This is a genomic window from Acidimicrobiia bacterium (assembly GCA_040881685.1).
Classification (GTDB): domain Bacteria; phylum Actinomycetota; class Acidimicrobiia; order IMCC26256; family PALSA-555; genus SHVJ01.
The window spans coordinates 1-14,097 of the sequence record JBBECS010000016.1; the positions used below are offsets into that span (position 1 = coordinate 1).

Genomic DNA, 14,097 nt, shown 5'->3' on the forward strand with positions numbered 1-14,097 from the left:
TTGGAGCGGACGACGGGATTCGAACCCGCGACCCTCACCTTGGCAAGGTGATGCTCTACCAGCTGAGCCACGTCCGCGTGAGCCATCGAGGATATCGCGGGCGGTCGGACCAGCGACGCGGCGGGTTTGCCGAGCCGGCGTGGCGGGAACCTCCCTCTTGAACATCTTGGAGGTGATGGCCGTGCCGCAGCGCGCATGGAGTGACACACGCGAGCGCCAGTACAAGCACGTCAAGTCCGGGCTGAAGAAGCACGGGTGGTCCGATGACGTGGCCGGGGAGATCGCGGCTCGCACGGTCAACAAGGAGCGGGCACGAAGCGGTGAGGCGAAGTCGTCGAGCCGACTGTCTCGAACCGACATCTCCTCGGGTCGCCGCGGCGGTCTGCGCTCCCACAGCGGGCCGGGTGGCCGGACTCGCGAGCAGCTCTACGAAGAGGCGAAGCGCAAGAACGTCCCTGGCCGCTCCAGGATGACCAAGGCGCAACTCGCCCGAGCCGTCGCGCGGTAGCGCCAACTCCGTTCGGTCGGATAGGAAGCACATATCCCGATCGACCTGAGCCAACTCGTTGACCCGAGCCACACCGCGCTGCTGACCGTCGAGGTCCAGAACGCGGTCGTCGGTCGCGGCAGCGTGCTGCCCGCGCTGGCGGAAGCGGTCGCCGCCAGCGACATGCTCGCCAACATCGCCGCCCTCGCTCGCGCGGCGAGGAAGGCGGGCGTTCCCGTCATCCATTGCACGGCAGAAGCCCGGCCCGACGGGTTCGGTGCCAACCGCAACGCCAAGCTGTTCGCCGTTGCTAACAAGGCGCGCACCGGCAAGGCGGCACCAGTCGGCGCGTTCGATGTGCACGCCGATGTCGGGGCCGAACCGAGCGACATCGTGCTCCCCCGCGCCCACGGCGCGTCACCGATGACCGGAACGTCGCTCGACACCATCCTGCGCAACGAGGGCATCACGACCATCGTTGCGACCGGGGTCTCCTTGAACGTGGCGCTGCTCGGGCTCGTGTTCGATGCGGTCAACCGCGCCTACCAGGTGGTCATACCGCGGGACGCGGTGGCCGGCGTGGACGCGACCTATGCGGACGCGGTGCTCGAGAACACCGTGTCCATGCTGGGAACCGTCACCACGACTGCGGCCGTCGCGGACCTGTGGAGCCGGTCGAGGGATTGATCACCGCACGACGCCCTGCTCTCGTAGAGCGTTGACACGACCGGTGTCGTAGCCAAGCTCTCCCAGCACTTCGTCGGTGTGCTCACCCTGCGCCGGCGCCGGGCCCACGGGAACGATCGGTTCGCGGGTGTGGATCGGCGTCCCGAGCATCCGCAGCGGGCCGGCTTCGGGATGCACGTGCTCGACGATCTGCGAGCGGTCCAGAAACTGGGGATCGTTGAGCAGATCGGCGGTGGCATTCACCGGTGCACCGGGCACATCGGCGTCGATGAAGAGCGCGACCCACTCTGCCTGCGTGCGCGTCTTGAACAGCTGCGCGAGTTGTTGGCGAAGCGCGACGTCGCCACGTCCGTGCTCACCGAACTCGGCGTCGGACTCGCTCACGAGATCGTCACGCTCGACCGCCTTGCAGAACCGGCGAAAGAAGTGCCGCTCTGATGCGGCGAACAGGATCGTCCGGTCGTCGGACGTCTCGTAGTACTGGTAGCGCACCGACTCCTGGAGATCAGGGCCACGCGCCCCGATGGCCGGCGCACCACTCAGGAGCGGGTCGAGACGCGTGGCATTCCACGAGACGGCGGCGTCGGCCTGGGCGATGTCGAGGTACGCACCTTCACCAGTCGCGCGTGCATGGATCACCGCAGCGAGCACACCGACCGTCGCGTAGAGACCACCCGCCTGGGTGCCGATGTCGTAGTACCGGCGCGGGATGGTGACGAAGCCGTCGTCCGTGGTCTCGGGGGGCGCGTGCCCGGCATACGCGTCATACGCGACACCGTGGCTCGCCAAGTCTCGGTACGGACCGGTTTGACCGAGTCCGGAGAGACTGCAGAAGACGATCGACGCCTTCATGGCCCGTAGCGCCTCGTATCCGAGTCCACGACGCTCGAGCGCACCCGCGCGCATGCCCTCGATCACGACCTCGGCCGACATCACGAGGTCGCGGAACACGTCAGCCCCCTCGGAGGTGCGGAGGTCGATCACCGCGCTGCGCTTCCCGCGGTTCCAACGAAGATGGAGGAACGAGAGCTCGCCTTGCTTCGCCGCACCGACATGGCGCGTGTAGTCACCCGCGCCAGGATCTTCGACCTTGATCACATCAGCGCCCAAGTCGGCGAGGTGCATGCCGAGCATGTTCGGCGCGAGCAGCGCCACCTCCACGACGCGGAGGCCGTCGAGCAGCGCCATCGTCAGTCGCCGATGAAGTCGGCCTTGCGACCCTCGATGAGTGACTTCACGCCCTCCATCCGGTCCTGGGTCTGGGAGATCATCGCGGTCGCCGCGGCTTCCTCGGCGAACGCGGTCGCCATGTCGCTCACGAGCGAACGGCGGTAGAGGCGCTTCGTCATCCCGAGGCTGCGCGTCGGACCAAACGCGAGGCGCTGCGCGAGCTCGCCAGCCGTCGCCTCGACCTGATCGGCAGGAACGAGGCGGTTGATGGTACCCCACTCGTGCAACGTCTCCGACGTCACACCGTCGGGAAGGAGCGCGATCTCATTGAGACGATGAAACGGCAGGATCCGAGGCAGGAAGAAGCCGTCACCGCCGTGAGGCACCATGCCGCGCCGCGCGAACACGTGCGTCCAGCGCGCACCCTCGGCCGCGACGACGAGATCGGCGAGCAAGGCGAGCATCCAGCCGGCGCCGGCCGTGGTGCCGTTCACCGCGCTGACGACCGGGGTCTCCATCTCCCAGAGCGCCTGGAACATGCGCTGCCAGGTCTCGACATGAGATCGGTAGTCCAGAACGCCGATGGACGTGCGTACGGCGATCTTCGTGTCACCACCGGGCGTGAGGTCGCCACCGGTGCAGAAGTCCTTGCCCGTGCCGGTGATGACGACGGCCCGGACCTCGTGGTCGGCGTCGAGCGCCGGGAACAGCGCGGTGAGCTCGTCGCGCAGGGCGAAGTCGATGCCGTTGCGCTTCTCGGGGCGGTTCAACCGGATCCACTGGACCGCGCCGTCGCGCTCGAGGAGGAGACTCGTGGGCTCGCTGATGGCGGGCACCCTATCGTCCGCCGTTGTCGTCGCCAGGGGACGCCAGCCGCGCCTTCAGCTCGTGCTTCTTGACCTTGCCGCTGGCGGTCATCGGGAGCTCGGCCACCAGGTCGAGCTGCTCGGGAAGCTTGCGCCGTGACAGCCCGCGCGCGAGCAGGAACTCCCCCAGGTCCTCGAGCGCCGGCGGATCGGCCGCGTCACGCGGCACAACGCATGCGCATGCGCGCTCACCGGTCCGATCGTCGGGCACCGCCACGACCGCGGCGGCTCGTACCTTCGGGTGCTCGTGCAGCACGTCCTCGATCTCGCGCGCGCTGAGCTTCTCGCCCGAGCGCACGACGATGTCCTTCAACCGGCCGGTGACCGTGAGGTAGCCCTCGTCGTCGAGGAAGCCGAGGTCGCCGGTGTGCAGCCAGCCATCGCTCGTGAACGCGTCGGCGTCGAGCGACGAATCCTTGTAGCCGAGGAACATCTCGGGCCCGCGCGCCTGGATCTCGCCATCGACGATGCGCACCTCGTTGCCGCCGATCGGCCGGCCGTCGGTCTCCGCACGCTTCTCATCGGGCTCCCCTGGCCCCGATGAGCTCGTGATGCTCGGAAACTCAGTGGAGCCGTAGCCGCGTCCGGTTCGTACGCCGAGACGCACCATGGCTCTGCGGATCAGGTCCGGCGGCACGTCGGCACCACCACACGGGAACAGCCGGAACGACGAAAGGTCGTAGCGATCGAGGTCGGGATGGTCCACCACGCCCTGGAGGAACGGCGTGGCGCCACCACAGAACGTGCCGCGTTCGGCTTCCACCAGCTCGAGAAAGTGGCCGGGCTCCCATGCGGGCATCAGCACGCTCTTTGCGCCGAGCAGGACCGGGAGCAAGATGCCGTAGAGCAGCCCCGAGATGTGCGCGACCGGCGACGGCATCACGAAGACCTCGTCGCTCGTCATGCGGTGGAACTCGGCTTGAGCGCGACACTCCGCCAGCAACGTGTGATCGGAGTGCAGGACACCCTTTGGGTCGGCAGTAGAGCCGGACGTGTACAGGAGGTAATGCGGTGACTGCGGGTCGACCTTCGGAGGCTGGGGACGGGCGCCCGGTTCGCTCATCGCGACGACGGCCTGGGGGCTGTCGACGAACAGCGCGCTCCGGGCCTGCTCCCGGATGAAGCTGACCTCTCGCTCGCGGTAGATCGTGACGATCGGGTTGTGCACCGCGCCGAGACGATCGACTGCGAAGCACAACAGCATCGACTCGATGCAGTTCGGGAGCTGCGACGAGACAACGGCGCCCGGTCTGATGGCCTCGCGTCGAAGTCCCGCCGCGAGCTCATCGACCGCGGCGTCGAGCTCCGCGTACGTGAGACGCCGGTTGGCGTCCACGACCGCCGTCTTCATCGGTTGGTGCGCGGCCCATTGAGCCAACGCGTCGGCGAACGTCGCTGCAGTCACCGGCGCGTTCCGAGACCCATGGCGGTCGCCAGCCGGTCGCGGTGACGGGCCGTGCTCCCGTGGGTGAGCTCAAATGCCTTGGCGCGACGGGTGAAGGTGTGCAGATCGTGCTCGGTAGAGAAGCCGATCGCACCGTGCACCTGATGTGCGTTGAGGAAGACCCGTCGGATGGCGTCGTTGGCGTAGGACTTCGCGGCGGTGACCGCGAGCACGGCAGTCGCAGGATCACGATCGAGTGCCCAGGCGGCCTGGTAGGCGAGGTAGCGGCAGGCGTCCACGTCGGCGCGCATGTCCGCGCAACGGTGCGCGACCGCCTGGAACGAGCCGATCGGCCGGCCGAACTGGGTTCGGTCCTTGGCGTGCTGCACGCTGAGATCCAGCGCCCGCTCGGCCGCCCCCACCGCGAACGCGAGCTCCGCGATCGCGGCGTGATCCAGGACCCGGTCCAGCACATCCTTCGCGTCTGCAGTGCCGCCCAGCGGCTCGGCGGTCGCGCCGTCGAACATGACCAGTCCGGTTGGCTCGCCGTCGAGCGTGTCGTGGGCATCCACGCGCACCGTCTCGTCGGCCACCTCGAGGAGACGCAAGCCGTCGGCTGTCACCACGACCATCACGTCCGCACCAACGGCCCACGGCACCAGGACCTTCTTGCCCGAGAGAGATGCGGCACCCGCGATGCGAGGCGCGTCCCACTCGTCGCGCATCCCCGGCTCCAGCAGCGCGAGCGTGCCAACCGTCGCTCCTGCGGCAAGACCGGGCAGCCAACGTTCGCGCTGCTCCGCGCTTCCGAGCCAGAGCACCGGGAGCGCGGCGAGCACCCCGGACGCGATCAGGGGCGACGACACCGGTCCACGACCCAACGCCTCGCAGACAAGGGCAACGTCGACCATGCCGCCACCCGCCCCACCTTGATCCTCGGGGATGAGCAACCCCGACCAGCCCGCGCCCACCATCGTCGGCCATGGGTCAACAGCACTCGCGTCGGTGCCGTGACGATCGACGAACGCGCGCGCGGTCTCGGCCAGCAACCGCTGCTCGGCACTGAGCTCGAGGTTCATGGTGCGCGCGGGAGCCCGAGGCCCCGCTGAGCAACGATGTTCTTCTGGATCTCCAACGTGCCCGCCGCGACCGTCGTGGGGATGTTGCGCGTCCAGTACCGGTGGATCTCCCCTTCCAACGGTGCCAACGGGTCCTTCGAGCGCAACCGCCCCAACGGTCCGAGCAGCTCGAGACCGACGTGCCCAACCTGTTGCTCGAGCTGGGTGTTGTGCATGCGGGCGACGGACGCCTCGATCGTCGGTACCACCCCCGCCGCTTGCATCGAGACGGCGCGGTAGTTGAGGAGGCGCGCGGCCTCGTAGCGGGCGCGCATGTCGGCCAAGCGGTCACGCACTGCGGGGTCGTCGCCGCGGCCCGTCGCGTTGGCATACTCGACGAGGACCTCGATGACGCGTCCCGCCCGTGCGTACCGCGCGATGCCGACGCGCTCGAAGGTGAGCCCGGCGACGATCACGTCCCACCCGTGGTCCTGCTCCCCCAACAGGCACTCTCGTGGCACCCGGACGTCGTCGAGGAACACTTCGTTGAACTCGTGCGGTCCGGCCATGGTGTCGATCGGTCGCACGGTGATCCCGGGCGTCGTCATGTCCACCAGCAACACCGAGATGCCGTGATGCTTGGGCGCATCCCGATTCGTGCGCGTGAGCAGCAGGCACCAGTCGGCCGGCGCGTCGGCATAGCTCGTCCAGATCTTCTGACCGTTCACGATGAAGTGGTCGCCGCGATCCTCGGCGCGGGTGATCAACGAGGCAAGATCGGAGCCGGCATCGGGCTCGGAGAACCCCTGGGTCCAGATCACTTCGCCCTGGGCCATCGGCGGCAAGAACCGCGCCTGTTGCTCGGGGGTGCCGAAGCGCATCACGAGCGGTCCGATGTAGTTGAGGTTCATGTACTGCGGCCCGCGCGGCTCTTCGCGTGCCCACATCTCCTCGCGCACGATCGCTTGCATCCACACGCTCGCGCCTGCGCCACCATGCTCGGGTGGCCAGGCCATCGTGAGCCAGCCGCGCCCGGCGAGCATGCGGCACAGCTCGCGGGTGAACGGCATCGTCCGCTCGTCGTCGACGAACATGCCGCGCCACCAGTCGGGAACCTCGGCATCGAGGAACGCACGCAGGTCGGCCCGGAAGGCTTCTTCCTCTGCGGTGAAGGCGAAGTCCATGGTCCCCGCCCGCGTCAGCGGTCGCTGCGAACGATGCCGCCGTCGACCGTGAAGCAGCTGCCGGTGATCCACGCACCGCGCTCCGACACGAGCAGCGCGACCAGCCCGGAGATGTCGCTCGGCTCGCCGAGACGACCAGCGGGGATCGGACGCTTGCGCAGCGTGGCTTCGTAGACCTCCTCGACCGTCTTGCCCGTCACCTCGGCGCTGCGCTCGGCCGCTTCCTGCACGCCTTCACCGCGGATCAGCCCGGGCACGACGCAGTTGGTGAGCACGCCATCGCGCGAGAACGCGTTGGCCTGCGTCTTCGAGAAGTTGATGAGCGCCGCCTTCGCTGCGGCGTACGGGCCGAAGAACTCGTCGGGCTCACGGCCGACCCGTGACGAGATGTTCACGATCCGCCCCCAACCGCGCTCGCGCATCCCTGGCACGCATGCGACCGACACCCGGACCGCGCTCATGAGGTTGAGCTCGATGCTGGCGTACCAATCGTCGTCGGTGAGCTCGAGCAGCGGCTTCGGTGACCCCTTGCCTGCGTTGTTCACGAGGATGTCGACCCGGCCGAAACGCTCGTGGGCGGCGTCGACCACGTGCCGGGCGCCGTCGGCGGTCGCGACGTCGGCCTGCACCGCGACTACTTCACGACCGAGCGCACCGATGTCGGCGGCGGTCACCTCGAGGGGCTCACGCCGGCGGGCACAGATCACGATGTCGGCGCCCTCACCGGCGAGTGTGAGGGCGATCTCGCGGCCGATGCCCTGACTCCCACCCGTGACCAGGGCGACGCGACCATCGAGCCCGAGGTCCATCACAAAGGAAGGCGGTAGGCCTCGATCGCGTTGCCTCCGAGGATCTTGCGCTGGTCTTCGTCGGCGAGCCCGCCGATGCCCTCACGCAGCTCCTTCACCACCTCGGGGTGAAACTCAGGGTGCGGGTAGTCCGACGCCCACAGCACCCGGTCGGTGCCGAGGAACTCCGCGCAGGCGGCGATGTTCCACTCCTCAGCTTCGAAGCCCGCGTAGCACTGGCGCGCGAAGTACTCGCTCGGGAGCATGCTCAGCCAGCGCTTCTCGAGCGGGAACGCCTTGACCTGCTCGTCCATGCGCTGGAGCTGGGTGGGGATCCAGCCACCACCGGCTTCGAGGAACAGCAAACGCAAGCGCGGGAAGCGCTCGCACACGCCACCCATCAACAGCCGACCCATGCTCACGATCATGTCGGCGGTGTTGCCGACCGCTTGCCCGAGCCCCGAGCCGCCGTGGAGCTCGTCGCGCGCCGAGTTCGACAGCATGATGTTCTCGGTCACCGCGACCAACGCGAACTTGCGGCACGCGCCCGGCGTGTCCACGTGCACGCCAGGGTGCAATGCGACCGGCAGGTCGAGGTCCTGGCAGGCGGCCCAGAACCGGTCGTACGCGGAGTGGTTGAGTGGCAGGTCGGTGCCGTCGTCCGCGAACAGGTACGCCGACGGGCGGATGAACACGCCGCGCAGCCCGAGCTCGTTGACCGCGTGCTCGGCCTCGGCAACGGCACGATCGACGTCCTGGAGTGGGACCGCACCGATACCGAACAGTCGCGTCGGCGCCGCCGAGCAGTACTCGGCCACCCACTCGTTGTACGCACGCTGGCAGGCGGCCACGAACTCCGTGTCGTGCAAGGCAGGGATCTCGTCGACCGGGCCGAAGAACATCGCGATCGACGGGTACAAGACCGCCGCGTCGATGCCGTCGCGGTCCATGTCGGCGAGTCGCGCGTGCGGGTCGTACCCGCCAGGGATGCGGATGCTCTCGAGGAGGTCGTACAGCTCCTTGGGTGTCTTGCCCACGGCCTTGGCCACCGCGTCGCGCAGCTCACGACCACCGCTTCTGACCACACCACCCATATACGTGGTCTCGTAGACGTCGTCCTCGGTCACCTTCCTGGGGATCCAGTCGCCCCAGCGCTCGTGGTCCATACGCTCGACCCACAGGTCGTCGGCTTCCATCGTGTGCCCGTCGGCATCGATGACGAGATCCGTGGTCATTGCTTCCTCCCCCTCAGGTACCGGCGAGCGCGGCCACCACCGGCGCGAACGCTTCGAACGTGTCGTCGCCGAGCACCGCGTAGCTCACGCCCCACTCGTCGCGGCGCTTGTGGAGCGTCTCGATGACCTGCTCGACGGTGCCGACGAGCGCGACGCCCGACTCCAGCGCGTCTTGCGCGCTCAAGCCGAACCCGCCGGCGGCCGCGCCGGCGAACCCCTCGGCGTCATCGGTGATGGACGCGAGGAAATAGCGGATCTGGAGCTCGATGTCCTTGAAGCGCTTCCCCGCGCCCTCCTTCACCCACTCGATCTTCTGGCGCGTGCCCTCGGCCAGCGCGCTCTTGATCGCGTCGTCGGTGATCGCTCCTTTGCGAAGGTTGGGATTGATCCCGACGATGTCAGCCTCGCGGCCTGCGAGCTTGAGGACGCGCGGGGCGCCGCCGCCGATCACGATGGGCGGGTGCGGCTTCTGGACCGGCTTCGGGACGCCTACGTAGTCGGTGATCTCGTAGTGCTTGCCCTTGAAGCTGAACTTCTCGCCCGACCACGCGCCTTTCACGACGGCGAGCGCTTCCTCGAGCCGTTCCACGCGTGTCCCGGCCTTGTCATATGGCATGCCGAGCGCGTCGTAGTCGGTTTGCATCCATCCCGCGCCGAGGCCGAACTCGTGGCGTCCGCCGGAGAGCACGTCGACTGTCGCCGCTTCCTTCGCGGTGACTGCGGGGTGCTTGTAGTCGTTGCCGAGGACGAGGTGACCGATGCGCAGGGTGGTGGTATGCGCGGCGGCGAACGCGATCGCGACCATCGGGGCCAGCTCAGTGTCGATGAAGTGGTCGGGCATGAAGAGCGTGGAGTACCCGAGGTCCTCCATCTTTCGAGCCTTGGTGCGCCAGTCATCGGCCGAGCTCGCGCTCGACACCTGCACACCGAATCGGAACTTGTGGTCGTGTGCCATGGTCAGCTGCTCACGTGCCGGCCACTGCGGAGACGACGGCTGCGAACTCGTCCATCACCTCGGAGCCCACGACGTGGTAGCTCATCTGCCACCGTTCCCGGCGACGCTGAATCGTGTCGATCATCTCGTCCACCGTGCCGACGAGACCGACCGGGCTGTCGAGCACTTCCTTCGGCGAGCAGTCGAAGGCCGGCGCCATCGCCTCTGCGATTTGCTTCGAATCCTCGGTGAAGAGCGTGAAGCCGGCGAACGCCTGGATCTCGATGGCGTCGAACCGATCCCCCGCGCCTTCCCGTACCCAGCCGAGCTTTTCGTCGGTCGTTGCGGGGTTCATCGACGACGCGGTGCCGGGGTCGTTGGCGACACCCGTCTTCAGGTTGGCGTTGATGCCGATGATGTCGGCCTCGCGCCCGGCCAGTCGCAGGACGCGCGGCGCGCCGCCGCCGATGACGATGGGTGGGCATGGCTTCTGCACAGGCTTGGGCATGCCGTCGAGCTCGGTGATCGTGTAGTACTCGCCTTTGAACGAGAACTCCCCCTCGGCCATCAGTCCCTTGATCACGGTGATCGCCTCGGCCAAGCGGTCCACGCGCACACCGGGGCGGTCGAGCGGGATGCCCGTCTTCTCGTAGTCGACCGTCATCCACCCGGCGCCCAGCCCGAGCTCGAGCCGGCCGTCGGAGAGCAGGTCGAGGGTGGCCGCGTCGCGTGCGACCACGACGGGGTGGCGGTAGTCGTTGCCGAGCACGAGCGACCCGACGCGCAACGTGCTCGTGGCCTCGGCGGCCATCGCCATTGCGGGGAACGGCCCGAACGGGTGATCCACGAAGTGGTCCGGCACGTAGAGGGTTGAGTACCCGAGGTCTTCGGCCTTGCGAGCCGTCTCGCGGTACTCCTTGCCCGACTCGGCGCTGAGCGCCATCACTCCGAAGCGAAACTTTCGGTCATGCGCCACGGCGCCGCACCCTACTGCGGTGGGGGTCAGCGGCCGGTGGAGCCGAAGCCGTACGTATCCCGCGTGGTCTCGTCGAGCTCGTCCACTTCGTGCCACTCCACCTGTGACTCGACCTTCGTGATCACGAGCTGGGCGATGCGGTCACCGCGTTGCACGGTGTAGGGCTCGCTCGGATCCGTGTTCACGAGCAGCACCTTGAGCTCGCCCCGGTAGAGCGGATCGATGAGGCCTGGCGTGTTGAGGCACGTGACGCCGTGACGCAACGCGAGCCCTGACCGCGGGATCAGGAGGCCGGCGCACCCCTCCGGGATCGCGACGGCGAGACCGGTCGGCACGATTCCCCGCCCGCCTGCCGGCGCGAGCGTGACGCTCTCGTTGGCGTGCAGGTCGTAGCCCGCGTCGTGAACGTGCTGCTGGGTTGGGACTTGTGCCCCTTGGTCGAGCTTCGTGAACTCGATCTTCACCGGCCGGAACCTACGCCGTGAAGTCGCTCGCGAGCTCGACGCGCTGCTCGTCGCTCAACGTGATGTCGGCGCGGTACTCCGGGTGATCGATTGCGATGCCGACCGGGCCCGCGGCGAAGGCGCGCTGCTGGTCAGGCGTGAACGCGAACTTGAGGTAGTGGACCGCTGAGGTGACGTCCTCTCGCGTGAGGCGCTCGGCGTCTTCCTCGCGAGCAGACACCCTGTCGCCGGCGACAGCGAACGACACGTGGTGTTCGACGCCGAAGAGCCGCGGGAGCCATTCGCGGAGTGCTGCCTGGTCGTCAATCTCGATGAACATCGTGCCAGACAGCTCCCCCGTCTCCGGCAGGAGCTGGTTGTACGTGTTGATCTCGTGGGCGATCTGCTCGTCGCGGAGCATTTTCTCGGCGCGCGCCATCTCTTGGATCTGGAATCGCATCGTGTCGGTGTTCTCGAACACGATCGAGATCAAATCGCCGAGGTTCAGTCTTCGGCGGTTCTTGGTCGCGATGATCTCCGCGCGGAACTCATCGCGCTCGCGCTCGTACTCGCGGAGGTCCTTGATGTCGCTCGTGGAGAGCTTGCGCACTAGTCCTCCCCGAGCCCGTACGCGGCTGCGAGCACCTGGATCGGATGACTCGGCACCTTGCCGGTGGCCTCTCGGATCGCGGTGTTCGCGAGATGGCAGTCGCCCGCGACGAGATCGGTGTCGGCCTTGCTGACTGCCTCCATCAACGGCTTGGCGATGCGTCGGGCCATCTCGACGTTCTCGGCCCGCAGGCCCCACGTGCCGTCGATGGCAGAGCATCGCTCCACCATCGTGACCTTCGCGCCCGTGAGCGCCATCAGGTCGCGACTCTTCGGGCCGATCTGCTGCGCGCGGTAGTGACAAGCCGCGTGCCACGTGATCGTCTCGTGGGTGGGGCCAGTGAAGTTCGTGTCGAGCGGCTGTTCGCGATGGCGCGCCATGAGGTACTCGGCGACATCGAAGGTGTGCTTGGCGACCAGCCGGGCGTCGTCGGTTCCCAGGAAGTCGGGGACTTCGTTCTTCATCACGTACGCGCACGTGGGCTGGGGCACGATCACGTCGCACCCGGCCTTCACCGCATCGACGAGCGCCGCCACGTTGCGCTCCGCGTGCTCCCGGAACTTGTCCACGTCGCCGGCATCGAGCCAGGGCATCCCGCAGCACACCTGGTCGGCGGGGAGATCGCACGAGATGCCGTTTCGCTCACAGACGCCGACGGTTGCCTTGCCGATCTCCGGGTCCTGGTACTCGACGAGGCAGGTGGTGAACAGCGCGACGCGCGTGGCAGCCGCGTGGTCGCGCAGCGCAGGGGTTCGCCTCGCGAACCACTTCGAGAATCGCTCCCGGGCGTACTCAGGGAGCAGGCGGACCCTCGAGATGCCCGTGGCCTTCTCCATGAGGAAGCGAAGGGGCCGGACGTCGTTGGTGCGGTTGACCAGGGGCGCGAGCTTCGTGGCCACCTTGCCCTGGAGATCGGTGCGGGCGAGCAGCCGCGCGCCCTTCTGCACGTCCCGCTTCTCCGCCTGGATCGCCAACGAGCGCAGCATGAGCCGGGGGAAGTCGATCACCCACTCTTGACCCTGTTCAGGGGTGTACGGGCAGGCGATAAAGCAGAGCTTGCACTGGTAGCACTCGTCGACGACGACCTTGTGCTGCTCGTCAGAGAGGAAGGTCACGTCGTGCGCGCCGTCGTCGCGCTCGTCGATCATCTTGAAGAGGTCCTTGAACGACGGGCAGAACTTCACGCAGATCCGACAGTCGGAGCAGATCTGGAACGTGCGATCGCGCTCGGCGCGCGCGCCACCTCCGTCGAGATAGGACGCGTCGAGCGGATCGTAGAGATGCGAGGTCATGGACTCAAACGTCACAAGGGTGCGTCTCTGACCCCGGAATAGCCGGGTCAGGGACGCACCCCGGTGGTGACGTTTACTTGATGGACTCGAGGCCCGACGTGAAGCGGCCGGCGTGGCTCGTCTCGGCCTTGGCCAGTGTCTCGAGCCACTCCGCGATCTCGTCGAAGCCCTCGTCGCGGGCGGTCTTGGCGAAGCCCGGGTACATCTCGGTGTACTCGTACGTCTCGCCCTCGATCGCCGACTTCAAGTTGTCGGACGTGGCTCCCACGGTCACACCGGTGACCGGGTCGCCAACCTCGGCGAGGAAGTCGAAGTGACCGAACGCGTGCCCGGTCTCACCTTCCGACACCGAGCGGAAGAGTGCCGCCACGTCGGGGTACCCCTCCACGTCGGCTTTCTGCGCGAAGTAGAGGTAGCGGCGGTTCGCCTGGCTCTCGCCGGCGAAAGCCTCCTTCAAGTTGTCGTGCGTCTTGGATCCTTTGAGTTCTGGCATCAGATGTCTTTCCCTTTCGTGTCGTTTGCTGCGAAACAGGTCACGTTGGATCTTCGATGGTGGCGGCGCACTCGTCGCACACGCCGCGGAAGTTCACCTCGACGTCGGCAACCGTGAAGCCACGCCGCTCGCGTGCGGAGATGCGCAGCGCGCCGACGTCGACGAGCACGTCGCGCGCCTTCCCACAGCTCGTGCACACGAGGTGGTGGTGGGCATCCTCGACATTGGGGTCGACCCGCACACTCCCCGTACCCACGTCGAGAAGCGCAACTTCACCCAGCGCCTCGAGGTCGTGGACGGTCTGGTACACGGTCTTGAGCGAGATCGTCGGCATCTCGCTTCGCGCCGCCTCGTGGAGCGCCTCCACCGTGGGGTGCGACGCGTTGCCGTGGAGCAGCCGGAAGATCGCCTGGCGCTGCGGCGTGACCCGCAGCCCCTGCGCCCGGAACCGCCCCGTGAGCTCCTCGACCGTCTTCATGCGACGGCCACC

At 67.6% G+C, this 14,097-nt stretch carries 16 protein-coding genes and 1 tRNA gene; 2 read left to right on the forward strand and 15 right to left on the reverse strand.

Annotated elements, in window-relative coordinates; genetic code table 11:
- Position 1: 1 nt before the first annotated feature.
- Positions 2-77 (reverse strand) — tRNA-Gly (locus tag WEE69_04100).
- A gap of 62 nt (positions 78-139) precedes the next feature.
- Between WEE69_04100 and WEE69_04105 the strand changes: the two genes are divergently transcribed.
- Positions 140-508, forward strand: coding sequence for a plasmid stabilization protein (locus tag WEE69_04105; GenBank protein ID MEX1144472.1), 369 nt, complete (start codon positions 140-142; stop codon positions 506-508).
- Between the two features lie 33 nt (positions 509-541).
- Positions 542-1,174: an isochorismatase family protein gene (locus WEE69_04110; GenBank protein ID MEX1144473.1), complete on the forward strand. Its 633-nt coding sequence runs from the start codon at positions 542-544 to the stop codon at positions 1,172-1,174.
- On the opposite strand, the gene WEE69_04115 is transcribed toward WEE69_04110, so the two are convergent.
- The 14 genes from WEE69_04115 to WEE69_04180 form a co-directional block, all read right to left on the reverse strand.
- Entirely contained in the window at positions 1,175-2,362 is a 1,188-nt protein-coding gene (locus WEE69_04115; protein MEX1144474.1) for a CaiB/BaiF CoA-transferase family protein, read from the reverse strand.
- A gap of 2 nt (positions 2,363-2,364) precedes the next feature.
- On the reverse strand, positions 2,365-3,180 hold the full coding sequence (locus WEE69_04120) for an enoyl-CoA hydratase/isomerase family protein (protein MEX1144475.1): 816 nt from the start codon (positions 3,178-3,180) through the stop codon (positions 2,365-2,367).
- Position 3,181: 1 nt separating this feature from the next.
- Positions 3,182-4,615: an AMP-binding protein gene (locus tag WEE69_04125; GenBank protein ID MEX1144476.1), complete on the reverse strand. Its 1,434-nt coding sequence runs from the start codon at positions 4,613-4,615 to the stop codon at positions 3,182-3,184.
- The gene (locus tag WEE69_04130) at positions 4,612-5,673 is read right to left on the reverse strand and encodes an acyl-CoA dehydrogenase family protein (protein ID MEX1144477.1); all 1,062 of its coding nucleotides are present in this window, start codon (positions 5,671-5,673) and stop codon (positions 4,612-4,614) included. The genes WEE69_04125 and WEE69_04130 overlap by 4 nt, the downstream gene beginning before the upstream one ends.
- Positions 5,670-6,836: an acyl-CoA dehydrogenase family protein gene (locus WEE69_04135; protein MEX1144478.1), complete on the reverse strand. Its 1,167-nt coding sequence runs from the start codon at positions 6,834-6,836 to the stop codon at positions 5,670-5,672. Before WEE69_04135 ends, WEE69_04130 begins: the two co-directional genes overlap by 4 nt.
- Positions 6,837-6,850: 14 nt before the next feature.
- Entirely contained in the window at positions 6,851-7,645 is a 795-nt protein-coding gene (locus WEE69_04140) for an SDR family NAD(P)-dependent oxidoreductase (GenBank protein ID MEX1144479.1), read from the reverse strand.
- Complete coding sequence (locus WEE69_04145; protein ID MEX1144480.1) at positions 7,645-8,859, reverse strand: amidohydrolase family protein; 1,215 nt, start codon at positions 8,857-8,859, stop codon at positions 7,645-7,647. The genes WEE69_04140 and WEE69_04145 overlap by 1 nt, the downstream gene beginning before the upstream one ends.
- A gap of 13 nt (positions 8,860-8,872) precedes the next feature.
- Positions 8,873-9,814 (reverse strand): TIGR03621 family F420-dependent LLM class oxidoreductase, encoded by a 942-nt coding sequence (locus tag WEE69_04150; protein ID MEX1144481.1) that lies wholly within the window; start codon positions 9,812-9,814, stop codon positions 8,873-8,875.
- A gap of 10 nt (positions 9,815-9,824) precedes the next feature.
- Positions 9,825-10,769, reverse strand: coding sequence for a TIGR03621 family F420-dependent LLM class oxidoreductase (locus tag WEE69_04155; protein ID MEX1144482.1), 945 nt, complete (start codon positions 10,767-10,769; stop codon positions 9,825-9,827).
- Between the two features lie 26 nt (positions 10,770-10,795).
- Positions 10,796-11,233: a dUTP diphosphatase gene (gene dut / locus WEE69_04160; GenBank protein ID MEX1144483.1), complete on the reverse strand. Its 438-nt coding sequence runs from the start codon at positions 11,231-11,233 to the stop codon at positions 10,796-10,798.
- 10 nt (positions 11,234-11,243) lie between these two features.
- On the reverse strand, positions 11,244-11,822 hold the full coding sequence (locus tag WEE69_04165; protein ID MEX1144484.1) for a DUF3501 family protein: 579 nt from the start codon (positions 11,820-11,822) through the stop codon (positions 11,244-11,246).
- Positions 11,822-13,114 carry a heterodisulfide reductase-related iron-sulfur binding cluster gene (locus WEE69_04170; GenBank protein MEX1144485.1) on the reverse strand — a complete coding sequence of 431 codons (1,293 nt, stop codon included), beginning with the start codon at positions 13,112-13,114 and terminating at the stop codon, positions 11,822-11,824. The genes WEE69_04165 and WEE69_04170 overlap by 1 nt, the downstream gene beginning before the upstream one ends.
- 73 nt (positions 13,115-13,187) lie before the next feature.
- On the reverse strand, positions 13,188-13,607 hold the full coding sequence (locus WEE69_04175; GenBank protein MEX1144486.1) for a rubrerythrin family protein: 420 nt from the start codon (positions 13,605-13,607) through the stop codon (positions 13,188-13,190).
- A 40-nt stretch (positions 13,608-13,647) separates the two neighbouring features.
- On the reverse strand, positions 13,648-14,085 hold the full coding sequence (locus WEE69_04180; GenBank protein ID MEX1144487.1) for a Fur family transcriptional regulator: 438 nt from the start codon (positions 14,083-14,085) through the stop codon (positions 13,648-13,650).
- Between the last annotated feature and the right edge of the window lie 12 nt (positions 14,086-14,097).